Source organism: Cognatundibacterium rugosum, from assembly GCF_014284365.1.
GTDB classification, from domain to species: domain Bacteria; phylum Pseudomonadota; class Gammaproteobacteria; order Burkholderiales; family Burkholderiaceae_D; genus Undibacterium; species Undibacterium rugosum.
The window spans coordinates 1-23724 of the sequence record NZ_JACOGG010000008.1 but is presented as its reverse complement, the minus strand read 5'-3'; the positions used below and the strand labels follow the sequence as shown (position 1 = coordinate 23724).

Genomic DNA, 23724 nt, shown 5'->3' with positions numbered 1-23724 from the left:
TTTAGAAATGCCATCTGCTGCACGGTCAGGCACTCTCGATCGCATTGCGGGCGCGGGTCCGGGCACCAACGTTGACCGCGGTCAGAATAGCGAGCATCTGGAACACGCAGACCAACACAAACACCAAGGCTGGCTGATGGCGATCCATGATCGCACCAAACAATAGCGGCGAGCAAGCGAGGCCAGAGTCTAATCCTGAATACACGATGCCATACACGCGTCCTGTTGCATTCTTGGGTGCGGCGGCGCGTATCATCAGATCGCGAGATGGCCCTGCCACCCCGGAGCCAAAGCCTATCGCCGCCATCAAGACTACCGCCAGCCCGCTGCCCGGCAAACCGGTCGCGAGGCACAGCGCAAACATACCGGCAGCGCCGAACGCCATTGCGATGGTACGGTCATGGTTTTTTGCTTTAGCTGCCAGCATCCCGCCCCACAACATACCGCCCGCCGAAGCCAGCATATACAGGGTGTAAGCACTGGTCGCCGTAGCCAGCGACATGCCATACACATCACGCAGACTGGTGGCAGAGAAATTTTGTATGCCACCCAGCCCCATAGCAGTCAGAAAGAAAAAAGCGAAGCACATCCAGACCGCGGGTATTTTCAAAAAGTCCAGCGTACCTTCGGCCTGACCACTAGCGCCAGTTGAAGGTCCCTTGTCGACTTCAGCAGCTTTTTTAGCGGCTTGATGCGTACGCAGTAAGTCTCTGTGCCAGACCAGCAGCGCCAGTACAACTAAGGGCAAGGCAGATGCACATAACAAGGCCGTACGCCAGTCGCTGAATTGCGCAATCGAGACCAGAAAAACCGGTGCCGACGCCCAGCCCAGATTGCCGGTAATACCGTGCACAGAAAATGCATACCCAAGACGGGCTGGCGTCACTTTTTGATTCAGCAAAGTGTAATCGGCCGGATGAAACACGCTATTACCTACACCAGCGACCATTGCGCCCAGCATTAAGAAGCCATAGCTGGGCGCCATCGACAACAGCAAGGCAGACAGCGCCAGACAGCTGATACCAAAGAACAGCACCGCACGGGCACCGATACGGTCTACTACAAAGCCAGATAAAGCCTGACCGATGCCCGAGATGACGAAAAACACCGTCATCAGTAAGCCCAGTTCCGCATACGATAATTGAAATGCCTCCTTAATCCAGGGGAATAAAGGCGCCAGTATCATGTGAAAAAAATGCGAAATCCCATGTGCGACGCCGACCAGGCTGATGATCAGTGCGTCAGTTTTGCCTGCGGCTGGCCGGGTTTCGGCAACGTTAGCATATCCTGCATTCGACATAAAAAAACTCCCTTAAGTAGAAACTGGCCTCAGTCTAAAGAAATTCATGACGGCAGATTTAAGATAGAATGCCATTTTTTGTCGCAAACTCGCCAAATTAAAACGCATTATGCGCATCCCACAACTGACCGAGTACCAGCCACATCCGCCAGAACGCCACCCGACGCCGGCGCGTCCTATCCGTTTGATTTCCAGAGATATGAAAAACGCGAGGAATCTGGAAGCGCATCAGCATGGCTGGGGCCAGCTCACCTATACCCCGCAAGGTATGCTGCAGGTGCTGGCAGATGGTCAAATCTGGTTTGTGCCGCCGATGCGCGCAGTCTGGATACCACCCGATATGATGCATGAAGTACGCACACTGGCCGATTCGCGTTTGCGCGTGCTGCAAATCCACAAGGATTGCCATCCTTTTCCGGGTGACAGTTGTGTCGTTCTTGAAGTCTCAGGCCTGTTACGCGAGCTGATCGCTGCGATTGCGCAGTTTGATGCGGGGTGTGAACGCGAATCCAATTTATTCAAGGTGATATTTGATGAATTACGCGCCGCCACCCCGCTGCCTATACATCTGCCGATGCCGCAGGATAAGCGCTTGAAAACCCTGTGTGAGCTGATGCTGAACCAGCCCGCCAATCAGGACAGTCTGGAACAACTGGCGCAGCACAGCGGCGCATCAGCACGCACCCTGAGCCGCTTATTCGATAAAGAACTGGGAATGAGTTTTCGGCTGTGGCGTCAGCAAATGCGGCTGGCGCGCGCCACACCGCTGATCGCGTCTGGCATGCCGCTGTCGCAGGTAGCGGCTGAGCTGGGCTATACCAGCCAGTCAGCTTTTTCTGCAATGTTCAGAAAAACCCTGGGCAGTTCACCGACTGCTTTTTTTAAACACAAACAGGAACAGGCTATCTGATGATCTGATGAGCGCAGACATCATGGATTTGTTTGCCATTCCACAGTCTTGCCATTCACCTTAAGCGTACGCACACCTGACTGCTGTTCCAGTACCACGGCACGGATATCCTCAGCCTGATACACGATTTTTTGATTCAGCAGCACAAGCCGACCGTCATGCAGTTCCAGCGTATCGGTCTTGTTACTGGCCCGGCCTTGCGTGCCGAAAATCGAGATCACTTCTTTTTTATTCGCAGAATAGCTGTAAGCATAATCCGGCATGCGATATGCATAAGAAGCAACGACGCCAGCAATGAGGATGAGCAAGATACGAAACATAGCGAACAGGAAGATAGCCGAAAAATAGGGCTTACGCAAAATTGTCCCAGCAAGGCCTGGCGACGCAGGCAGTACACTTAGTACGACAAGGAGCCATAACGCAGCTGGGGCGGTTTTGCGTAAGTCCTAAAAAAAAGGGTGATGCTGACGCACCACCCCAACTTGCTTAAACGTATTAAATCACACTTTCTCGAATACCAGTTCGCCATTTTCAACATCGACCAAAATTATATCTTTCGGGCCGAATTTTCCTTGCAAAATCTCTTTGGACAGCAGGTTTTCTATCTGCTGCTGTATGGCGCGTTTCAGTGGTCTTGCACCATACACAGGATCGAAACCGGCCTCTGCGATTTTGAGTAAGGCGGCATCGCTGACCTGCAAGCCCATCTCCATCTGCAACAGGCGCTGCTCCAGGGTTTTGAGCTGTATCTTGGCAATCGCACCAATGTTTTTCGCATCCAGCGCATGGAACACCACGATTTCATCGATACGATTGATGAATTCAGGACGGAAATGGGTTTTCACTTCACCCATGACTGCGATCTTAATCAACTCAGGATCACTGCCCTCCATGGCCTGTATCTGATGTGAACCCAGATTCGAGGTCATGATGATCACCGTATTTTTAAAGTCCACGGTTCTTCCCTGCCCGTCCGTCATGCGTCCGTCATCCAGCACCTGCAACAAGACATTGAATACATCGTGATGCGCTTTCTCTACCTCATCGAGCAAAATCACGCTGTAAGGCTTACGACGTACGGCCTCGGTCAGATATCCCCCCTCTTCATAGCCAACATAGCCAGGTGGCGCACCGATCAGGCGTGCCACGCTATGTTTTTCCATGAATTCGCTCATATCGATACGGATCAGCGCATCCTCAGTATCAAACAGGAAGCTGGCCAGCGCCTTGCATAATTCGGTTTTACCGACGCCGGTAGGCCCGAGGAACAGGAAGGAACCGTAAGGACGACCAGGATCACCCAGCCCGGCACGCGAACGGCGGATTGCATCCGATACCGCGACGATCGCCTCGTGCTGCCCGACCACGCGCTGATGCAAGGCATCCTCCATATGCAGCAGTTTCTCACGCTCGCCCTGCATCATGCGCGACACCGGGATGCCGGTCGCACGCGAGACGATCTCGGCAATTTCTTCTGCACCGACCTGAGTGCGCAGCAACTTGTTCTTCGATCCTGGCTGCTGGCTGGCAGAAGCGGCATCGGCCTGCTTGAGTTGCGCTTCAAGCTCAGGCAAACGGCCATACTGCAGCTCAGACATGGTTTGCCAGTCGCCCTTACGTTTGGCATCCTCCATTTGCAGGCGCAGTTTTTCGATTTCTTCCTTAATATGGGTGCTGCCCTGCACGCTGGCTTTTTCTGCCTTCCAGATTTCTTCCAGATCCGCATATTCACGCGCCAGCTTGTCGATCTCTTCTTCGATCAGGCCCAGGCGCTTATGCGATGCCTCGTCTTTTTCACGTTTAACGGCTTCACGTTCTATCTTGAGCTGTATCAGGCGGCGGTCCAGCTTATCCATCACCTCGGGCTTAGAGTCGATTTCTATCTTGATCTTGGCGGCTGCCTCGTCGATCAGGTCGATTGCTTTATCCGGCAGGAAGCGGTCGGTGATGTAGCGGTTGGATAATTCAGCCGCGGCCACGATGGCCGGATCGGTAATATCGACGCCATGATGGACTTCGTATTTTTCCTGCAAGCCACGCAAAATCGCAATCGTCGCTTCGACTGTAGGTTCATCCACTAAAATCTTTTGAAAACGTCGCTCCAGTGCCGCATCTTTTTCTATGTACTGACGATATTCATCGAGCGTGGTCGCACCAACGCAATGCAATTCACCGCGTGCCAGCGCGGGCTTGAGCATATTGCCGGCATCCATCGCACCTTCCGCTTTACCGGCACCGACCATGGTATGCAATTCATCGATAAAGACGATGGTCTGGCCTTCATCGAGTGCGATTTCTTTGAGTACCGCTTTCAGTCTTTCCTCAAACTCACCACGGTATTTAGCACCCGCCAGCAATGCTGCCATATCGAGCGACAAAACGCGTTTGGACTTCAGACTATCCGGCACTTCGCCATTCACAATACGTTGTGCCAGGCCTTCGACAATCGCGGTTTTACCTACACCCGGTTCGCCGATCAGCACAGGATTATTTTTACTACGGCGCTGTAATACCTGAATTGCGCGACGGATTTCATCGTCGCGACCGATCACCGGATCGAGCTTGCCCAGACGGGCGCGTTCAGTCAGATCCAACGTATATTTTTTCAAGGCTTCACGCTGGCCTTCGGCGTCCTGCGAGTCTACATTGCCACCGCCACGCACCGCAGAAATAGCGGCTTCCAGCGATTTACGGTTCAGGCCGTGCTCGCGTGCCAGCTTACCGGCTTCCGATTTATCATCGCTCAATGCCAGCAAGATCATTTCACTGGCGAGGAACTGGTCGCCACGCTTCTGCGCTTCTTTATCGGCCATGTTCAGCAAACCAGTCAGCTCGCGGCTGACCTGCACCTGACCATCGTTGCCGGATACTTTAGGCAGACGCTCTGCGGCGGCCTTGAGTGCGGTCTGCAAGGCATTCACATTGACACCGGCACGCTGCAACAGCGAGCGGCTGCTGCCGTCATCCTGCTGAATTAAAGCCAGCGCCAGATGCACAGGTTCGATATAAGGATGATCATTGCCCACTGCCTGACTTTGTGCGTCAGCCAGCGCTTCCTGCAATTTGGTCGTGAGTTTGTCGAGACGCATGATGTGCTCCTGAATAGTTGATTAACACCCAATTTGGGGCAGCAATGCTGATTTCAAGCAGTCTGAAACCGAAACGAAACAGAAGTCTTGTTGTAGGTCAAATTCTGATAGTTGCTATGCCAAGGGCATGCGCTGAACGTATTGAGAGACACAGAATAAACACAGAGAAAACACCGATAAATATTTAACAGGCAATTTTTTCGTATGAATACCATTTGCAAAATAGCAGGCAGCTCAATTGAATGGATGACCCACGCCATGCGCGTCCCAATTCGCAGAATTGCGGTCTTTAAGCCAGCGTTTTACAGGACACAGAGCCAGCGCAGAGCGCAGTCAAGACACAGAGCGCTCCCTGCACATTCTGGATGAATTATCTGGGATCACTCTGCGGCCGACTGGTGTGAATGCGATACGATACGACAGTACGCATAGCGGGAAACAGCCTGAATGTGCCGCAAAGGCAACGCTGCAGCAGAAGTGCAGCCTGGTTAATGCAACTACTCTGCCTCAGTCAAATGCCTGTCCCGCCGCAAACTGGTTTAAAGCCCGTACCAGTGCTGCCGTAATTCCCGGCTCCATGGATGAATGTCCGGCATCGCCTATCATATGGAAAGCCGCTTCCGGCCATGCCTGATGCAGGCGATAGGCGGACACTGGCGGGCAAATCACATCGTAACGGCCTTGCACTATCACTGCCGGTAAATGACGGATCGCACCGATATTGCGGATTAAGGCATCATCTTCAATGAATGCGCCGTTGCGCATGTAATGGGCTTCCAGCCTGCCTATACCCAGACTGACGGCGTCTGATTCAAAGCTGGCTATCGCTTCCGGCTGCGGCTTCAGGAACAGGCAGGAACCTTCATACCGGCTCCAGTTACGCGCAGCTTCGGTGTAGACGGCAGGATCATCGCAGAACAGACGGCTGACATAGGCGTGCAACAGATCGCCACGTTCTGCTTCAGGAATCGCATTGGCAAACGCTGCATGAATTTCAGGGTAAAAGAATTTCATGCCATTCACGAACCACTCCACCTCGGCTTTGGTGCACAGGAAAATCCCGCGCAATACAAAGCCCCGGCAACGCTCAGGATGCGCTTCGCCATACGCCAGCGCCAGCGTTGAGCCCCAGGACCCACCGAAAATCAGCCACTGTTCTATGCCCAGCATGACACGCAGTTTTTCTATGTCTTCAATCAGCAATTGCGTGGTGTTTTGGCGGTATTCACCGAGTGGCGTTGATTTGCCGGCGCCGCGCTGATCAAACAACACAATCCGGTAATGTGCAGGATCGAAGAAACGCCTTTGCAACGGCGAAGAACCTGCGCCCGGGCCACCATGTAAATACAGCACAGGCTGGCCGTTCGGATTGCCACATTCTTCCCAATACAAAGTATGTAGCTCATCGACCGCTAACATGCCGCTGCGATTGGGTTCTATCGGGGGAAACAGGATGGCGTTGTCGTTCATGGTCAGACCTGAAGAGTGGCTTGAAAATACCCTCCATTATAAACGGCAAACTTTGTCAGCAGCGACTACCAGTGGCAGGCTCAGCGCCATTACCATTTCCCCTCCCAGCTCAGGCGCCACTGACGGCTGCTGGCTTGTGTCGTCTGTTCAGTCCAGCGACGCTCACTCAGCTGAAAATAATCCGCATTGCGCAGATCCTGCTGCAGCAGATTATTCACGCTAAGCCGCCACTGGCTATGCGCCTGTGCACTGAAGCTCAGGTAAGCATCGAGATGACGGCGTGGCCCGCTCAGCGACAGCATGCCTGCTGTATCGCGATAACGTTCGCTGGATAGATAGGACGCATCAAGGCCCATTTTCCACGCCGGGTTGATCGTGTAATCCAGGCCCAGCCTGGCGCTCAGACGCGCCTGATCCGGCAGCCGGTTATCCGGCCCTGCGACTGCTGACAAGCGTGACCAGTTATACCCCAGACTGCTTCTGAGCCGGATTGCCGGGCTGTTTTCCCAAAACTCTTTCAAGGCAAATTTACCCTCCAGTTCCAAGCCATCGATCACCGCCTTACCATGATTCTGCGTCTGGCTTTCCCATCCCCCCTGCTGCAGACTCAGATGTTCCAGCATCAAATCCTGCACCCATTTACGATAGGCACTCACACTGATCTGGCTATCTTCACCCAGGGTGCGCTCATAGCCCAGATCCAGCCCCCATGCGCGCTCCGGGCGCAAACCGGGATTTCCCAACTGGTCAGGATTAAACGGATTATTGTTGTTATCGACGCGGAAACGGCGTGGTATCAGCTTCGCCAGTGCTGGCTGTTTAAGCGTACGGTTGACTGCCAGTCGCCACTGGGTGTGCGAGTCCGCTTTCCACAAGGTTTGCAGCACCGGACTCCAGACTGCATTTTGCTGACGGATATCAAACTGCCCGGCTTCTTCGCTGTGTGCGGCGAACTGCTCCCAACGTAAGCCCAGATAAGCAGACCACTGCGCATGCAGTGTCCATTCATCCTGAATATAGCCCGCCAGCTTGCGCATGCTGGCTTCATAGCGATGCGCCGATTGCTGAGACTGGCCGAGCGAAGGCGTATCCCATTCATCGCGACTTTCAACGCGTTGTGCCAGACTGCTATCCCAGCCCAGACTGAGCACATGCTGCTCCGAATACGGTGCCAGATATTTACCCGCCCAGCGCCAGCTGTTTTCTTTTGCATCAGCGAATACCACACGTTGTTCGCTGAGTCCGGCCGCAGGATTGCTACCCCAAAAGCGAAAGCGCGAATCACGTGCGAAGTGATTCCAGCCCCATTGCATACTGAGTTTAGCGCTATCATTCAGGCGCTGTTCCCATTGTAATTCCTGGTGCGCAGTCAGAATATGCGCGGCCCAGATGCTGTGATTCAGCGGAAATTCTGAAGTTGCAGGCATCCCCGTGCCAGCCTGCTCACTTTCCTGCTTGGTGGTTTCCGGTCTGGCGTAATTCAAGAATAATTGCCAGCGCCATTGCCGCTGCTGGTCTGGCTGCCATTGCAGCGAAGGCGTCAGTGTGATGCTGTCACGCCGGTTATGCTGCTGCAGTTGCAAACGGCTGTCTATGCTATTTTGCCAAAGTGCCTGATTGCCATTCTGCGTCTGGTTCTGCACCAGCTGCTGACTGGTTTGATTTTGCTCCACGCTGCTGCTATCGATCTGTACAGCCAGCAAATAACGCCAGTCCGGAGCAGCAGCTAAGGCGCCATTACTTTGTACAGAGAATTGCGATCCCAGTCTGCCATTTTGTAGTGAAGAAGAGGCCCGCCATTCGGTTTCTGCTGCGGTCTTTTTTTGCCTGAGTTTGATATGAATACTGCCCGCCATGCTGCCTGCAGTCTGATCGGCACCAGCGACCCGTACAATTTCTATACTCTCCACCAGCTCAGGTGCAATGCTGTCGAGCTGAAATCCGGCGGGCATTTCCTGACCATTCACCAGGATCTGGGTATAGCCATTGCCAAGGCCACGCAAGCGTAGCTCCGGCTGTTTACCCTTGCCTTCGGCGATGGTAATACCTGGCTGACGTCTAAGCACATCCAGCAATTGATGATCCCCGTAACGGACGATTTCTTCATGCGGGATCAGCACTTTGGCCGCTGTATCATCACGCCCAGAACGCGCTGTAGCAGTGGCGTTGACCTCGACCTGTTGTACGGTTTGCTGTGCATAGACAGCCTGGTTGAGTCCGGCGAAACTCAGTGTCAGTCCCAGTGCAGGCAGCATTGCCAATGTGCGGTAAGTGCCAAGGTGCGCAGCGGCTGAGAAGAAATATGTAGTCGTATGTGGCATGATTTGCAGAAAAAAAGTGTGCAGCTCCCCCTGCTCTGTCCGTAACGGATCAGCGCCAGCGAAGCGAATAAATAAAACCGACGTAGTTGAGCTGACTTAGTTGAGCTGACTTAGTTGCGTTTGCTCAGTTGAAGGGATTAGCGTTCAGCATGGATCAGTGCACCATCACTGCACTGCCATCAATGATGGACGCACTGTTTGCGCTACTGATGGCGCCGCTGAGGGCGTCGCGTATCAGCTCTGCATCTTCAGTACGCATCGTGAATTGATTGGCATTGAGTAAAACCACGATCCAGTGTTTGTCTGCGATTTTAGTGCGCAGTAACAGGCAGCGGCCTGCTGCTTTGGAATAACCGGTTTTGGTCAGCGATATATCCCAGCCGGCCTGTCTCACCAAGGGATTGCTACTGATCAAACGTTCAGATTTACCCGCCAGTGACAACTTTATTTCCGGGCTGCTGCTGAGCTTTTGCAGTTCAGGATAGCCAGCTGCGAAGCGGGCCAGGCGCGCCAGATCGGCAGCGCTGGAGCGGTTATTGGCGGAGATCCCGACCGGTTCTTCTATGCTGGTGTGCTGCAGACCTAAAGCCTGAAGCTTGCTTCGTATCGCCGCGATCAGCGCAGGCTCACCACCTGGATAAGTGCGACCCAACGCTTTGGCCGCGGTGTTACTGGAAGGTACCAGCATCAATTCCAGCAATTGTTGGCGTGTGACTGACAAACCGGGCTTAAGCATAGTCAGTCCCTGCTGCGAGCCCACCATGTCTTGCCGGCTCAACTGCAATTCCTGCTGCATATCGAGCTGCGCATCGAGGGTCACCATCGCAGTCAGCAATTTAGAAATCGATGCGATCGGCACCGCCACATCCGCATCTTTTTGCAGCAAAACGGCGCCACTCGCCTCATCCAGCACCATCACGTGACGCGAATGGGTGTTTATCATCAGCTTATCTGGCAAGGCGAATTCGCGCGTTGGCCGGCTCTGCACTGTAAAATCTGCGACTGGACCCGCATCGACTTTAGTCTGAAAAATCAGCATCAGACTGACAACTGCCAGCACGACCGGCAGTGCCATTTGCCATTGCCAGGCTTGTGGACCGGGACGCAGGATTTGGCGGATGCGGCTCAATAAATCACCACCGTGGGCGGCCAGTGCCAAACTTTTCTGCTGCATCTGCATTTGATCCAGGCTTTGTAATGCGAGTGCCAGTTCACGTGACTGACCGGTGGCAGCAACCGCCAACTGATCCGCAATCAGCTCACGCTCGCTATCCATATGGCGACCCAGCCACCACACCACAGGATGATAGAACAGCAGCGCCTGCACCAGATTCTGCAGCAGCTTGACCAGATAATCCCAGCGCCGGATATGCGCCAATTCATGTGCGAGCAAGGCTTCTATCATGGCAGGCGACATACCACTGAGCAGTGACACGGGCATCAGGATCACAGGACGCCAGCAGCCGGTCGTCATCGGGCTCAGTATCTCGGTTTTCCACAGTAGCCGCACTTCACGCCGTATGCCAAAACGTGTCTGCAAACTGCGTGCGCTTTGCTGCCAGTCGCCCATCGCGCTGACATAGTCAGCCTGCCCGGCCAGACTACCCAGACGTGCAATCCACAGCAGACCCAGAAGATAACGACTCAGCATCAGCGTGACGCCACTCAGCCATAGCGTTACCAGGAAAGGCAAGACAGGCGCTAACAAGCTGAGTAGCAGATTGCTGTCCTGCCACTGGACTTCTGTCGTGGCAGACGCGTCTGACAACAATTGCAAAGCCGCACTCAGCGTCAGACTTTGCGGACGCGAGGCTTGCAACACCATGCCAACCAAAGGCAACAGTGCACATAACAGCATCGCACCCGAGGCAATCAGGTAACGGGTCTGTGGCCTGGCGTGACGACATAAGCTCAGCAACAGCGCTGCCACACCGGCAATCAACACACCTTGCCACACGAAATCCAGTAAAGGCCAGCCCAGTATCTGGGTCAGCCGCTCAAAAGAAAACTGACTGATTGCGGCATTCATGATTATTTTTCCTCTTTCAGGATTTTTTCGATTTCAGCACGCTCCTGAGCAGAGACATGCCCGCCGCGTAAAGCAGCCAGCACCAGCGCCTTGCCAGAACCGGCAAAGACTTTCTGTATCAGGTCTTTGAGCAAATTGGTTTGCAGGGAATCGGCCTCCTGAGCCGGCGCATAGACATGCGAACGCTGGCTTTCATCGCGCGTCAAAATACCCTTGCCATGCATGATCTGCAATTGGCGCAAGACCGTGGCGTAATTCAGATCAGGCTTATCGGTCTGCGCGATTTCGTGAACTTGCTTAGCACTCAGCGGACCGTGTTGCCACAGCACCTTAAGTAAATTCAATTCGGCAGCGGTAGGTTTAGGAATGGTGCGGGAAATTGGTGCAGACATACGTTTCCATTCATCAGGATTGAGTCAGAATGGAAGCAGAATAAATGTTCTAGAAAATTTTGTCTAGAACTTTTTTTCTACATTTAAAGTTCAGCGCTTAGAAAATATACGGCAGGTATCCGCAGCACGTGCCGCCCAGGCTGAACTCAGGCGGTTTTGGTATGCAACGCCAGTCTGGCACTGGGTAAAAAACGAGCTATGGTTGACAGCAACTCATCTTCGTCCACACTCTTGGTCAGGTAAGCATCACAGCCTGCCCAACTGCCACGGAATTTATCAAAGGCAGAAGATTTACTACTGAGCATCACCACCGCCGTTTGACTGGTACGCGGATGTCCTTTGATTTGCTTACAGACGGCGTAACCATCGATACCTGGCATCATGATGTCCAGGAAAATACAGGTATACGACTTCTTCATCGCCATCAATACTGCATCTTCGCCATTTTCCGCAAAGTCCACATCAAAGCGGAAGGGCTCCAGCTTTTTGCGCATCACCGCACGGACGGTGGCACTGTCATCGACCACCAGCACTGACTCCATCGGTGGCGGACTGAGCGGAGTCTGAGGCAAGGACTGCGCACGGTCAGTTTCGCGCCGCAAGCTTGCGCCATCCCAGCTTGCGCCCTGCTGACGACGGCTACGCTCAGCCAACGCCAGCATCATTTGTTCATCCAGTTGTTCGAACAAGCGCATCCACTGTATCGGTTTTGGCAGACAAGGCCAATCTGACAGCAGCACCGCCGGGCTGCCTATCAGCATGGCAGGCGCGTGTACATTGGGCGCACACTCATGCAACAGGCGGGTCAGCTCGGGATGATCCGCATTGATCAGGTAGATATCGGGCCTGGCCTCCGCCACGGCAGCGACTTCATATAAGAAAGTACGACGACTGGTAAGGCGAAAAGTCGATTGCAGCAGCTCTTGCTCAGCGCCGGAAAAACCAGCCAGTTGCAAAACAAAGCGCTGGCTGTCCGGGACGGTGGCAGAAATAGTAGTGATCATTTGCTGGTGCAACAAAGAGTCAAATAAGAGTCAGATAGTAGACGAGTAAGAAGAAGACAGTTTGAGCAAGCGGTGCTGGTATTTAAAAGCTGTCAAATGAGTACCAGATGATAGCATGCAGTCATGTGCCCTGCATGCGTAAAGTCAGCTTGTGAGTGCACGATAGCTCAAAAAACCGGCGAAGCAGCACAATACAGATCCCAACAAATGCAGACCGGCATGTGCCAACGCCCAAAACACTTCACCTTTTTGCAGCAATTGCATGGACTCTGCAGAAAAAGTGGAAAAAGTCGTCAAGCCGCCCAAAAAACCGGTAATCACAAACAAGCGCCAGGCCGGTGACAAGTCGGGATAGCCGCTAAAGAAAGCGACCGCCAATCCGATCAGATAACCACCACCCAGATTCGCGATCAGCGTACCCAGCGGGACTTGCGCCCAGACCTGATTGCCCCAGAGTGCCAACAGCCAGCGCAACCAGGCACCAAACGCCGCACCTATACCGACTGCAAGTATCCCTAACGCATTCATAGTGCCCCCTGTTGCGACAACGAGGCAGCCGCAGCAGCATCTTGCCAGCGTTGACTGGCGCGCTCATCGCTTTCGCGCGCATCCACCCAGCGCACACCTTCCGGGGTTTGTTCTTTTTTCCAGAATGGTGCGCGGGTTTTCAGGTAATCCATGATGAATTCGCAGGCAGCAAACGCATCTCCACGATGGCGCGTCGCGACCGCTACCAATACGATCTGATCGAGTGGCAGTAAGGGACCAACCCGATGGATAATCAGGCTTTGCAGCACAGGCCAGCGCTGCGCGGCCAGAGTCAGTATGTCCTGCAAAGACTGTTCTGTCATGCCAGGATAATGTTCCAGTTCCAGCCCACTGACCTCAGCCCCCTCATTGATATCTCTGACCAACCCGACAAAACTGACGACAGCACCGATTTCAGGCAGATTGCTGCGCAACGCAGCCAGTTCTGCACCCACGTCAAAATCTGCGGTCTGTATTCTGACCACCATCTCAGCCTCCGGTCACCGGTGGGAAAAAAGCCACTTCACATTGATCCGTCAGCACGGTATCCGCCGCACACATTTGCTGATTGTAAGCTGTGCGCAGTAACTTTTGATCCGACAAAACCTCGTCCCACACGCCACCGCGCTGACGCAGGAAAGCGCGCACGGCCCCTACTGTCCTCACTTCTGGCGGCAGCTCGATTTCTTCGGCGGACGTGCCTAAGACTTCTCTGACACTGGCAAAAAAACGGCATTGAATTTTCATACCACACCCATACTGCTGAAAGGAATAAAACGCACCATCTGACCGCGCACCACAGCTTGCAATGGGGGCAAATCAATTAAACCATCTCCCCATACGGCAGAGCTTAATACACCAGAGCTTTGATTCTGAAACAGTTCCAGCCCGCCGTCTGCATTGATGCGCGCACGCAGGAACTCATTGCGACGATCCGGCTTAGTCCAGTCAAAATCTGCACGCATGCTGTAAGCCTGAGGTGCAACATTGCGTACGCCTTGCAAACGCAACAGAAAAGGCCGTACAAACAGCAGGAAGGTCACGAAGCTGGATACCGGATTGCCAGGCAGACCGATGAAAAACGCGCTGCCGACTTCACCAAAAGCGAGTGGCTTGCCCGGCTTCATTGCAATCTGCCACATCGCCAGCTGCCCTTCGGCTTCCACAGCGGGTTTGACGTGATCTTCCTCACCGACCGATACACCACCTGAGGTAATGATCAGATCGTGCCCTTCTGCCGCCTGGCGCAGTGCGGCACGGGTCGCCGCCAGATTATCCGGGACGATGCCCAGATCGGTAATATCACAACCCAGACCCTGCAATAAGCCAGTCAGGGTATAACGGTTAGAGTTATAAATCGCGCCTGGCCGCAGCGTATCGCCGGGCATGGCGAGCTCATCCCCGGTGAAGAAAATGGCGACTTTAGGACGGCGCAACACAGGCAGCGTTGCCAGCCCGACCGAGGCGGCCAGACCCATCTCCTGCGCACGCAGCACGGTTCCAGCCTCTAAAATGGTCGCTCCTGCGCGGATATCCTCACCCTGACGCCGTATCCACTCCCCGGCTGCTGGCTGATGCCGGATCACGACGGCATCGCCATCGGTCTCGCATTGCTCCTGCATGACCACAGCATCCGCCCCTTCGGGTATTAACGCACCGGTAAATATCCTGGCCGCACTACCAGGCTCCAGTGGCTGCCCGACAACACCAGCCGGAATACGTTGCGAGATACGCAAACGCGCATGACCAGACACGCAGTCCGCGGCACGCACGGCATAGCCATCCATCTGGGTATTGTCCTGAGGTGGCACATGCAATTGTGCGTACTGAGGGCTGGCCAGTATGCGACCCAGTGCATCTGTCGTTGCAACGTTTTCTGTTGCGCTCAGGGTCCTGACGCGGCTCAGCATATGGTCCTGCGCCTGCGCGACACTCAGCATGCTTGTTTTTAATGTCATAGTAAAAATAATACAAATCAACAGAGCTGGATTGTATCCGGTCTGCCACGATCCTGTCGCCATACAGCGCAATGTCTGCATCTCGCGATGACATATGGCGCCAATTTAGGCTAACTGGATTAGCGCTGAGTTTTTTTTGAGAAACATTTTAATATTTGCTTCCGTCATCTCGCTATAATGAAAGCAACTTTCCTGCTATCCGGAGACCGACAATGCGCCTCTTTCAGACCTTCCCCAAACTGGCAGTAGCCGTATTGATATGCAGCTGCTGCTTAGCGCGCAGTGTGAGCGCAGAAGAAACGGTATATCGTTTTTCGCCAGTCAATCAATACGACATCAATCTGACTGCTGCGTATTGGAATCCCATCATTAACTATATCTCCGAAAAAAGTGGCATCAAACTCACACTCAAAATAGGCAGAACCAGTGCCGACACCACCAGCTATGTACTGGCACAGGAAGTGGAGTTTGCCTTCACCAATCACTTATTTTCTCCAGAACGCGAAAAGCTGGGCTGGAAAGTCTTTGGACGAAGAAATATCCCTTCAGTCACCGGGCAAATCGTAGTCCCTATCGAGTCCGGCATCACCGACTTACAACAACTGAAAGACAAAAGCATTGCCTTCCCCGGCCCCGAAGCGCTGATCGGTTATAAGGTGCCTATGGCACATCTGATGCACAAAGGAGTGGATGTTAACCTTGTTTTTGGCGGCAATCAAAATGGGGCACTGGCACAGCTTTTTGCCGGTAAAGTACAGGCAGTCGGCGGTAACTCTCAACTGATAGACAGTTACGCGACGCGCGAAAAAAAGAAATTCCGCATCTTATGGTCGTCCGAGCCTTATCATGACCTGGCACTGATGGCCTCGGGCAAAGTCAGTGATGCCACCGTTAAAGCTGTCGCCAACGCTTTTTTCAATATGAAAAACGATCCGCAAGGCAAAGAAATTCTGCATCAGGTCTCACAAAAAGTCGGATTAAGCAATGATAACTATTTCATTCCGTCCGATAGCAGCGAATATGCGAGCTATAGACGTTTTTATCAGAATGCGCCAGCCAGCCTGCGCTAACTGAACGGAGCTATTGTGTCCTTCCTGCGTTTCTTGTTGCCTCAATCGCTGGTGTTGCGTGTCTACGCCTTATACAGCGTGACCTGGCTGATCTTTATGCTGGGTGCCATCAGCGTGTATTACGAAACCCGATTCACGCAAGAGATATCTGATGTACAGGAATCTGCCTCGTCGGTGCTGGAAGTAGCTGCCCATACCATTACCGACAGTGCTGTGATCGGTGACTACGATACCATCAAGCGCACATTAGACCGCATGGTCAACAGTCCAAATTATTCCTCAGCAAAATTCATCGCCTTACAAAGCGGACTGATTTCCAGTCGCGCCAAAACAACCGAGTCGCTCGGCTACATCCCTGACTGGATCACAGAACGCGTGGCCAGCCACCTGTTTGATGACAACCGTATTATTCGCGTTGGCGGTCAGGATTATGGCGTATTGCGTCTGAGCTTTGACAACTTTGAAATCGCCCAAAAAATGTGGCAGATGATCAAAGTTGCGGCACTGATGACACTGGCCAGTTTTATCGGTGGCGTCGTACTGATCTGGTTTCCGTTGCGGCACTGGCTGGGGGCATTGCAAGGGACACAGATGCTGGAGCTGGGCCGTTCAGAAGGCCGCGACCTGGAATATGAGCACCTGATCCAGAACGCACCGGCTGAACTCAGAACAACGCTGCTAACCTTGCAAACCACCGCCGGCCAGCTCAGGGCGGAACTCAGTGAAAGAGAAAGTACCCTGAACTCCTTGCGCCAAATCCTGATCAGTCTGGTGCCTGATTCACGCAAGCGTATCGCGCAAGATGACAATATCGCCACCGTCATCGCCACCATCAGCAAACTGGTGGAAGAAGGTGAGAAATCAAGGTCCGCGCTGGAACTGGCGAAAACCGTAGCAGAAAATGCCAATCAGGCGAAAAGCAGTTTTCTGGCCAATATGAGCCACGAAATCCGCACACCGATGAATGGCGTGATAGGCATGCTGGAGCTGACCTTAGACACCCCGCTCAGCGAAGAACAAATCAACTATCTGGAACTTGCACATCGCTCTGCCAATAATCTGCTGGTGATCATCAATGACATTCTGGATTTCAGCAAAATTGAAGCAAATAAGATAGAGATGGAAGCGATAGAAATACGCTTACCAGAATTACTGCGGGATATACTCACCAGCCACGAATTGACTGCGCAAAAAAAACACCTGCCGTTACGTACAGAAATTGCGCCAGACATACCGCAAATCATACTCGGCGACCCAACCCGATTGAGCCAGATTTTGAACAATTTGCTCAGCAATGCACTTAAATTTACCGATCATGGCGAAGTCGTTTTACGCGCCAAATTAACGCCACCCGCCCATGTCGACGATACAGCGCATCTGCATTTGATGGTGAAGGACACAGGCATAGGCATCCCCATCTCCGAACAGGGGCGGATCTTTGATGCGTTTTCTCAACAAGACGCCTCGACCACACGACGTTTCGGTGGCACCGGACTGGGCCTGAGCATTTGCAACCGGCTGGCACAACTGATGGGGGGCAGCATTACGCTCAACAGCATGCCTGGCATCGGCAGTGAATTTTGCCTGACCATACCAGCCGTGTTTCCGCTTCCGTCTTCCGCAGATACCAAGGCAGTCGTGAACACGTCCGCACAGCGCGAATTAAGGCAGCTTAACATCCTGATTGCCGAAGATAATGCAGTCAATCAAACCCTGATCCTGAACCTGATCGCCAAACAAGGTCACCAGACGGTATTAGCAAATAATGGCCAGGAAGCCGTCGATCGCTGGAAAGGCGAACACTTCGATCTGATCCTGATGGACATGCAAATGCCGGTCATGGGCGGCCTGGACGCCAGCAAAATGATACGGCAACTGGAACAACAGTCACCTGCGCGGCAACGCACGCTCATCCATGCGCTGACCGCATCTGCACTGGCCAGCGAGCAGCAGGAAGCGATGGCAGTGGGACTGGACGGCTATCTGACAAAGCCGATTAACCGCCAGGTCTTGTACGAATTATTGAATCAGCTTGCCGCGCAACCAAGCGCGGGCTTGCCAACCAGCGTTTCTGAACATGCTTAAGCAACGCCTGTCGGTCTGGCTGAATCAAATTCCAGCCGTGATGGCATGGAACAAAAAACCTCAGCAAATTAGCATCTACCTGAGCCAGATCGCCACCGCCGAGGTAGCGCAGCATCGTAATCACTTATTGAGTCTGTTAGATCAGGGAGAAACCTCGCGCCTGCATCAGTATCAGCATCTGGGCGATCAACAGCGCTTTCTGGGAGGACGCGCACTGAGCAAGTTATTGGCAGCCCAATTATTTCAGCTCCCCTTCACGCAGATCCATCAGATCCACATCGTCAGGGATCAACTCGGCAAACCCAGCATTCAACTCAATCAGACCAACTACCCTCTGAGCCTGTCGCATAATGAACATCAGGTACTGGTCGCCCTCAGCCGTCAGGCTTTATCGCAAGACTGCAAGCTGGGCGTGGATATCGAAGCGCACGGAATCATTCCCGATCTGGAAAACCTGTGCGCTACCGTATGCACCGCAGCAGAAAGCCAGGATATTCTGTCTCACCCAGATCCAGCCACACGCTTCATCGCCTACTGGTCACTCAAAGAAGCCTTACTCAAAGCACTGGGCATGGGTTACCGCTTAGACCCGCTGCAATTCAGCCTCAGCCTGAAGCAGGACCGGCCCTGCCTGATCAGCGCCCCGGAAGGCGTCCCGCTAAATGGCTGGCAATTCCATCTGCACACCTGCACATCGGATCAACACACGCAACAACTGGCCATCGCCTTTCATTCCACCCATCGCAGCCAGCTACAAATTCAGCAGCTGCCCGCAGCAGCACTGCTGGAGCACTACCTGAACGAAACGCGCTAAACACCCCTGCACTGACCGCCAGAACAGAATTACTTTACGCATACGCAACACGAACTGGAAAAAATCAGGATTCTTTGCTATACTCGCAGGCTTCGTTTATGACGAACAACCAAAGCCGGAGAGGTGGCAGAGTGGTTGAATGTACCTGACTCGAAATCAGGCGTACTGTAACAGGTATCGGGGGTTCGAATCCCCCCCTCTCCGCCAAGTTAATGGAAAAAGCCCTTGAATTTCAAGGGCTTTTTCTTTTTCTGACTTCATCAGTATGCCATTTGGCATGTCATCTAATTTTTGGCGTGTAAATGCGTAGCTTTCTTTAGAGCGAAAGAAGGTGGTTGGCTCAATGAAAACTCAGTTTATACTTCATCCACCCTGGCATGCATTGAAGCGTATTAAGTCACTTTACGGCCTGACACAATCTCATCTTATTTCGAAAATAGAGAGAGATAGCGACGAGTTTTTCCAGAATTCGATATCTTGCTTAACATATTCCACGCCACGCGGCGTGAAATTAGAAGCCTTTCGCAGCTTAAAGAATCAGCGTTATCATGGGATCCGTTATGCAACCCAAGACGCAATGAAGTAGCGAGCTTTGAGATATTGCGGTGTTTTATCATCGAGCCAGCACTCAACATTAGATGACCGCTCGTCGGCTTAATATCTAAAGACGGGATGCATAGCATTCACCTGATAGGGAACAATTTACCGAGCGAAGCTTATTCTATTCGTCGTAATTGAATGCCGTTTAATCCGCTGGTTGAAGTAACACATTACCCCAACAACTCCCAGATACCAATCGATAACAATTCAGTTAAAAAACAGTTTCGTGCCGTTGTGTTGAAGCGAGTTACTGGATGTTTGCACCCAATCGGCAAGCCGGAAATTTGCTTTATATTTTATGAGACCTATTGGGGATATTCTCCCCAAACTAGAAAGGATGAAGATGAGTGATCAGCTTGCGATCCGTTGTGTTAGCAAAGACGACTTTCCTGAATGGCTAACACTTTGGGAAGGTTACAATAAATTTTATGGACGACATGGAGAAACCGCGTTAGATCCAGAAATTACCAGGTCAACTTGGGCTCGCTTTTTTGATGAACACGAACCGATGCAAGCAATGGTTGCAGAACGATCAGGAAAATTGCTCGGTTTAGTTCATTTCATCTACCACAGAAGTACTATTCAAATTAAGCCGGTATGTTATCTGCAAGACTTATTTACAGTGGATCATGCGAGAGGGATGGGGGTTGGCAGAGCACTGATAAACGCTGTGTATAACACTGCCAAGGCTGTCGGAATTCAACGTGTTTACTGGCAAACACAAGAAACGAATACGATAGCCATGCAACTGTACGACCAAATGGCTCAAAAAATTCCGTTTGTGGTGTATCACAAAAAGCTTTGACTAGTCGCTTGTACGAAGGGGTGTGGGGTGAAGAGATTCTGAAATCTGCGCATCTCGAAGTTCCGAATGATCCAAACTTAGCCCACGTAAGACCCTAAACTAATGAAAGACCCCACCTCTCAGCCAAAACATTAGCAAAGAGCGTGGAGCAACTTACAGTCTTCTTATCAAAAGCGCCACTGCACTGCGTGGATACACGCAGTGCAGTGGCGCTTAAGTATATTGCGGGAGATATGCTAAGAATGGCACAAGCATCCTTTGATGCTTGCGCCGGACAATCAGCTTTGCTTTAACTGACCGAGTATGCTGGCGACTTTGGTGGTAATCACGTCGACCGCGGGGCCATTTGCGCCGTGCGGAATGATGACGTTGGCGTGGCGCTTGGTTGGTTCGATGAATTGCTGATGCATAGGGCGTACCGTTTCCATGTACTGGCTGACGACGCTTTCTACGTTGCGGCCGCGCTCGGTGATATCCCTTTGCATGCGACGGATGAAGCGCACATCCGATGCGGTATCGACAAAAATCTTGAGCGACATCAGATTGCGCAAATCGGCATCATACAAAGCAAACAGGCCTTCGATCACGATGACCGGTGCGGGCTTGACGGGGATGGTGCGGTTGGAGCGGTTATCGATCGTGAAGTCGTATTCAGGCATCGCAATGGTTTCGCCATTGCGCAAGGCCTGGACGTGCTGCACCAGCAAAGGCCAGTCAAAAGCTTGCGGGTGATCGTAATTCTGCTTACGACGTTCTTCAGGGCTGAGATGGGATTGGTCGCAGTAGTAATCGTCCTGCATCACCACCGAGACCATATCGGCGCCAAACGACGCAAGCACTTGCTGGGATACCGTAGACTTACCACTGCCGCTGCCTCCAGCGACACCAATAACAAATGGATGGAAAGAAATCTTGTTCATGCCGAATGATACCAGAAGCGCGATTGAACTGACAGAGACAGGACTGTGGGATAGCAGCAGAAATGCGCCTTTTGAGCGATAAAAAGCCGAGATGGCATCGTTTCATCGTACACACCGTTGCGTATCAACTATTTACAAGCAGGACTTTCCCGCCCAGCCAAACTGAGCCGTTACGTACACAAGCGACCGTCTGACAATGCAAGGAATATTATTTCCAAAAATCAATAATGACATGAAGATGTCATATTTCCTGACTATATTTGCAGGCAATTTACACATAAAGCCTGCTGGACTTACATGTCGCACTGGCAGTGCCAGGATTTTTTAGGAATTGTTCCCATGGAAAGCGTCTTATTTGAGGGCAACATGTCCGCCGCCGCTGGGCATGCCTCTCCAGCTTTGCACGCAAGCCAGTTTGACCAGGCGGATTTGTCTGCGTTACGCTTTCAGCTACAGAACATCATCAGCAACCGGCTGCTGACTGCTCGTTTTCAACCCATCATAGAAATGTCCGATGGCAGCATCCTTGGCTATGAAGGCCTGATACGCGGCCCGTCTGATTCGGCATTGCATGCCCCAATTAATCTGTTTAAAGCTGCGGCAGAAAATAATTTGACGGTACAAGTCGAACATTTGTGCCGCCGTGTCGTGCTGGAACAATTTGCTGCACAAAAACTGCCAGGCAAAATCTTCCTGAATGTGAGCCCTGAATGCCTGATGCAAAGAGACGCACGCTATGGTGAGACGCTGGATTTTATTCATCAGATCGGCATCAATCCTGACCGTGTGATCATCGAACTCACGGAGTACCAGCCTACCCACGATTACGCGCTGCTGTTAGATGCGGTGCTGCATTACCGGAATATGGGTTTTGAAATCGCGATCGACGATCTGGGCGAAGGTTTTTCCAGTCTCAGATTATGGTCAGAACTGAAGCCTGAATACGTCAAAATAGACATGCACTTTATACAGGGCATAGATAATGATGCAGTGAAGGCGCAATTCGTACGTTCTATTCAATCAATTGCGGAGAAGTCAGGCACACGGGTGATCGCAGAGGGCATAGAAACGCAGGCGGAATTGCTGACCGTCAGGGAAATCGGCGTGGCCTGCGGTCAGGGTTACCATATCGCGCGTCCACACCCTTCCCCTACCCGCTCCATTTCAGCTGAAGTTGCGAAAACCCTGTCAGCGCATACTTATCACTCCGGGAAGCGGCCACATCAACAGATGGAAACCTCATCAGCGGTTGGAAAAATTTTACGCACCTCGCCAACGATTCCTTCATCGATGCTGAACAATCAGGTCGATGCAATATTTTTGGAAAATCCGAAACTGCAAATGCTGCCTGTGGTCGATGACGGCGTACCGGTTGGCATCATCAACCGCTATCACATGATAGACAGCTTTGCACGTCCGTATCAGCGTGAACTGTATGGCAAGAAGTCATGCCGGGTGTTTATGGATGCAAACCCGATCATCGTCGACAAACACACCAGCATGCAGGAAGTCAGCCACATCATTGTGCAGGCCAATCCTGACCATCTGATCAATGGCATCATGCTCACGGAAAATGGCAAGTACATAGGTATCTGTACTGGTCCGGATCTGATGCGCGAGATCACCCAAATGCAGATTAATGCAGCGCGTTACGCCAACCCGTTGACGCAATTACCGGGCAATGTACCGATTAATGAGCACATTGAGCAATTGCTGGAAAAGCAGGAGAAATTTTGCGCCTGCTATTGCGACCTTGATCATTTCAAGCCCTTCAATGATGTGTATGGCTACCGGCGTGGCGATGACATCATACAAATGACCAGCGAAGTGCTGAAAAAACACTGTGACCTGAAGCAGGATTTCATCGGCCATATCGGTGGCGATGACTTTATTATTCTGTTTCGCAGCGCGGATTGGGAAGCCCGTTGCCGCGCCATCCTCGACAGCTTTGCGCTGGAAATTCAGGATTTTTATAGCAATGAAGATCGCGAACGCGGCGGCTATCTGAGCGAAGACCGGCAAGGGAAAAAAGTATTTTATCCGCTGGTCAGCCTGTCGCTGGGCGTGGTCAAGGCACAGGACCGGCAATTCTATTCGCATCATCAGATTTCACTCGCAGCCTCGGATGCGAAAAAACAGGCCAAGAAAATCCACGGCAACAGCCTGTTTGTCGACCGACGCGCAGAATGAGGACGCGCAGAAACCGCCTTAAACTGAGTAGGAATAAAAAAAACGCCTGAATATTCTGAAGTGACCCCATTTAGTTGGACAGCTTGATAGTTACGTGGCCAAGGGCTGATTTCTGTATTGAACAGGACTCAGCCCTTTTAATTTCAGTTTTATACGGTCATGATTATAGTAGTGGATGTAGTCAGCCAATCCCTTCTCCAGCTCCTCGACGTTGTTGAATTTGGTCAGGTAATAGTATT

20 protein-coding genes and 1 tRNA gene are annotated in these 23724 nt (G+C 52.3%); 7 read left to right on the top strand and 14 right to left on the bottom strand.

Going from position 1 to position 23724, the window contains the following annotated elements; all coding sequences use genetic code 11:
• Nucleotides 1–25: 25 nt before the first annotated feature.
• Nucleotides 26–1300: an MFS transporter gene (locus H8K47_RS09025; protein WP_186881084.1), complete on the bottom strand. Its 1275-nt coding sequence runs from the start codon at nt 1298–1300 to the stop codon at nt 26–28.
• 109 nt (nt 1301–1409) lie between these two features.
• On the opposite strand from H8K47_RS09025, the gene H8K47_RS09020 reads away from it, so the two are divergent.
• Nucleotides 1410–2210 carry an AraC family transcriptional regulator gene (locus tag H8K47_RS09020; RefSeq protein ID WP_186881083.1) on the top strand — a complete coding sequence of 267 codons (801 nt, stop codon included), beginning with the start codon at nt 1410–1412 and terminating at the stop codon, nt 2208–2210.
• A gap of 20 nt (nt 2211–2230) precedes the next feature.
• Here H8K47_RS09020 and H8K47_RS09015 read toward each other — a convergent pair whose 3' ends face one another.
• The 11 genes from H8K47_RS09015 to H8K47_RS08965 all read right to left on the bottom strand — a co-directional run bounded on the left by H8K47_RS09015 (nt 2231) and on the right by H8K47_RS08965 (nt 15001).
• On the bottom strand, nt 2231–2569 hold the full coding sequence (locus tag H8K47_RS09015; protein WP_186881082.1) for a hypothetical protein: 339 nt from the start codon (nt 2567–2569) through the stop codon (nt 2231–2233).
• A gap of 141 nt (nt 2570–2710) precedes the next feature.
• Nucleotides 2711–5299, bottom strand: a complete 2589-nt coding sequence (gene clpB / locus H8K47_RS09010; protein WP_186881081.1) for an ATP-dependent chaperone ClpB — start codon at nt 5297–5299, stop codon at nt 2711–2713.
• 507 nt (nt 5300–5806) lie between these two features.
• A complete protein-coding gene (pip, locus tag H8K47_RS09005; RefSeq protein WP_186881080.1) occupies nt 5807–6769 on the bottom strand; it encodes a prolyl aminopeptidase in 963 nt (320 codons plus the stop codon).
• Between the two features lie 89 nt (nt 6770–6858).
• Entirely contained in the window at nt 6859–9090 is a 2232-nt protein-coding gene (locus tag H8K47_RS09000; RefSeq protein WP_186881079.1) for a TonB-dependent receptor plug domain-containing protein, read from the bottom strand.
• A gap of 154 nt (nt 9091–9244) precedes the next feature.
• Entirely contained in the window at nt 9245–11119 is a 1875-nt protein-coding gene (locus H8K47_RS08995; protein ID WP_186881078.1) for a M56 family metallopeptidase, read from the bottom strand.
• Between the two features lie 2 nt (nt 11120–11121).
• A complete protein-coding gene (locus H8K47_RS08990; RefSeq protein WP_186881077.1) occupies nt 11122–11511 on the bottom strand; it encodes a BlaI/MecI/CopY family transcriptional regulator in 390 nt (129 codons plus the stop codon).
• A gap of 146 nt (nt 11512–11657) precedes the next feature.
• Nucleotides 11658–12515 carry a response regulator gene (locus H8K47_RS08985; protein ID WP_186881076.1) on the bottom strand — a complete coding sequence of 286 codons (858 nt, stop codon included), beginning with the start codon at nt 12513–12515 and terminating at the stop codon, nt 11658–11660.
• Nucleotides 12516–12659: 144 nt separating this feature from the next.
• Nucleotides 12660–13043 carry a fluoride efflux transporter CrcB gene (gene crcB, locus H8K47_RS08980; RefSeq protein WP_186881075.1) on the bottom strand — a complete coding sequence of 128 codons (384 nt, stop codon included), beginning with the start codon at nt 13041–13043 and terminating at the stop codon, nt 12660–12662.
• The gene (gene moaE / locus H8K47_RS08975) at nt 13040–13531 is read right to left on the bottom strand and encodes a molybdopterin synthase catalytic subunit MoaE (RefSeq protein WP_186881074.1); all 492 of its coding nucleotides are present in this window, start codon (nt 13529–13531) and stop codon (nt 13040–13042) included. Before moaE ends, crcB begins: the two co-directional genes overlap by 4 nt.
• 1 nt (nt 13532) lies before the next feature.
• The gene (moaD, locus tag H8K47_RS08970) at nt 13533–13790 is read right to left on the bottom strand and encodes a molybdopterin converting factor subunit 1 (RefSeq protein ID WP_186881073.1); all 258 of its coding nucleotides are present in this window, start codon (nt 13788–13790) and stop codon (nt 13533–13535) included.
• A complete protein-coding gene (locus H8K47_RS08965; RefSeq protein ID WP_230405168.1) occupies nt 13787–15001 on the bottom strand; it encodes a molybdopterin molybdotransferase MoeA in 1215 nt (404 codons plus the stop codon). The genes moaD and H8K47_RS08965 overlap by 4 nt, the downstream gene beginning before the upstream one ends.
• A 212-nt stretch (nt 15002–15213) precedes the next feature.
• Between H8K47_RS08965 and H8K47_RS08960 the strand changes: the two genes are divergently transcribed.
• The 5 genes from H8K47_RS08960 (at nt 15214) to H8K47_RS08940 (ending at nt 20375) form a co-directional block, all read left to right on the top strand.
• Complete coding sequence (locus tag H8K47_RS08960) at nt 15214–16071, top strand: phosphate/phosphite/phosphonate ABC transporter substrate-binding protein (protein ID WP_186881072.1); 858 nt, start codon at nt 15214–15216, stop codon at nt 16069–16071.
• 15 nt (nt 16072–16086) lie between these two features.
• A complete protein-coding gene (locus H8K47_RS08955) occupies nt 16087–18156 on the top strand; it encodes an ATP-binding protein (RefSeq protein WP_186881071.1) in 2070 nt (689 codons plus the stop codon).
• Nucleotides 18149–18970, top strand: coding sequence for a 4'-phosphopantetheinyl transferase family protein (locus tag H8K47_RS08950; protein ID WP_186881070.1), 822 nt, complete (start codon nt 18149–18151; stop codon nt 18968–18970). The genes H8K47_RS08955 and H8K47_RS08950 overlap by 8 nt, the downstream gene beginning before the upstream one ends.
• 117 nt (nt 18971–19087) lie before the next feature.
• Nucleotides 19088–19177 (top strand) — tRNA-Ser (locus tag H8K47_RS08945).
• A 736-nt stretch (nt 19178–19913) separates the two neighbouring features.
• Complete coding sequence (locus H8K47_RS08940; protein WP_186881069.1) at nt 19914–20375, top strand: GNAT family N-acetyltransferase; 462 nt, start codon at nt 19914–19916, stop codon at nt 20373–20375.
• Nucleotides 20376–20653: 278 nt separating this feature from the next.
• On the opposite strand, the gene udk is transcribed toward H8K47_RS08940, so the two are convergent.
• Nucleotides 20654–21295, bottom strand: a complete 642-nt coding sequence (gene udk / locus H8K47_RS08935; RefSeq protein WP_186881068.1) for a uridine kinase — start codon at nt 21293–21295, stop codon at nt 20654–20656.
• A gap of 339 nt (nt 21296–21634) precedes the next feature.
• On the opposite strand from udk, the gene H8K47_RS08930 reads away from it, so the two are divergent.
• The gene (locus H8K47_RS08930) at nt 21635–23485 is read left to right on the top strand and encodes a GGDEF domain-containing protein (RefSeq protein ID WP_230405314.1); all 1851 of its coding nucleotides are present in this window, start codon (nt 21635–21637) and stop codon (nt 23483–23485) included.
• A 90-nt stretch (nt 23486–23575) separates the two neighbouring features.
• Here H8K47_RS08930 and H8K47_RS08925 read toward each other — a convergent pair.
• Nucleotides 23576–23724, bottom strand: a 149-nt coding sequence (locus H8K47_RS08925; RefSeq protein WP_186881067.1) for an IS3 family transposase, incomplete at its 5' end; no start/stop codon positions are given.

Coding starts and splice junctions, on each gene's coding strand:
- H8K47_RS08940 (WP_186881069.1), top strand. CDS start 19,914: ATGAGTGATCAGCTTGCGATCCGTTGTGTTAGCAAAGACGACTTTCCT.
- H8K47_RS08965 (WP_230405168.1), bottom strand. CDS start 15,001: ATGACATTAAAAACAAGCATGCTGAGTGTCGCGCAGGCGCAGGACCAT.
- H8K47_RS08985 (WP_186881076.1), bottom strand. CDS start 12,515: ATGATCACTACTATTTCTGCCACCGTCCCGGACAGCCAGCGCTTTGTT.
- moaD (WP_186881073.1), bottom strand. CDS start 13,790: ATGAAAATTCAATGCCGTTTTTTTGCCAGTGTCAGAGAAGTCTTAGGC.
- H8K47_RS09000 (WP_186881079.1), bottom strand. CDS start 9,090: ATGCCACATACGACTACATATTTCTTCTCAGCCGCTGCGCACCTTGGC.
- moaE (WP_186881074.1), bottom strand. CDS start 13,531: ATGGTGGTCAGAATACAGACCGCAGATTTTGACGTGGGTGCAGAACTG.
- udk (WP_186881068.1), bottom strand. CDS start 21,295: ATGAACAAGATTTCTTTCCATCCATTTGTTATTGGTGTCGCTGGAGGC.
- crcB (WP_186881075.1), bottom strand. CDS start 13,043: ATGAATGCGTTAGGGATACTTGCAGTCGGTATAGGTGCGGCGTTTGGT.
- pip (WP_186881080.1), bottom strand. CDS start 6,769: ATGAACGACAACGCCATCCTGTTTCCCCCGATAGAACCCAATCGCAGC.
- H8K47_RS08995 (WP_186881078.1), bottom strand. CDS start 11,119: ATGAATGCCGCAATCAGTCAGTTTTCTTTTGAGCGGCTGACCCAGATA.
- H8K47_RS09020 (WP_186881083.1), top strand. CDS start 1,410: ATGCGCATCCCACAACTGACCGAGTACCAGCCACATCCGCCAGAACGC.
- H8K47_RS08990 (WP_186881077.1), bottom strand. CDS start 11,511: ATGTCTGCACCAATTTCCCGCACCATTCCTAAACCTACCGCTGCCGAA.
- H8K47_RS09025 (WP_186881084.1), bottom strand. CDS start 1,300: ATGTCGAATGCAGGATATGCTAACGTTGCCGAAACCCGGCCAGCCGCA.
- clpB (WP_186881081.1), bottom strand. CDS start 5,299: ATGCGTCTCGACAAACTCACGACCAAATTGCAGGAAGCGCTGGCTGAC.
- H8K47_RS08960 (WP_186881072.1), top strand. CDS start 15,214: ATGCGCCTCTTTCAGACCTTCCCCAAACTGGCAGTAGCCGTATTGATA.
- H8K47_RS08930 (WP_230405314.1), top strand. CDS start 21,635: ATGGAAAGCGTCTTATTTGAGGGCAACATGTCCGCCGCCGCTGGGCAT.
- H8K47_RS08950 (WP_186881070.1), top strand. CDS start 18,149: ATGCTTAAGCAACGCCTGTCGGTCTGGCTGAATCAAATTCCAGCCGTG.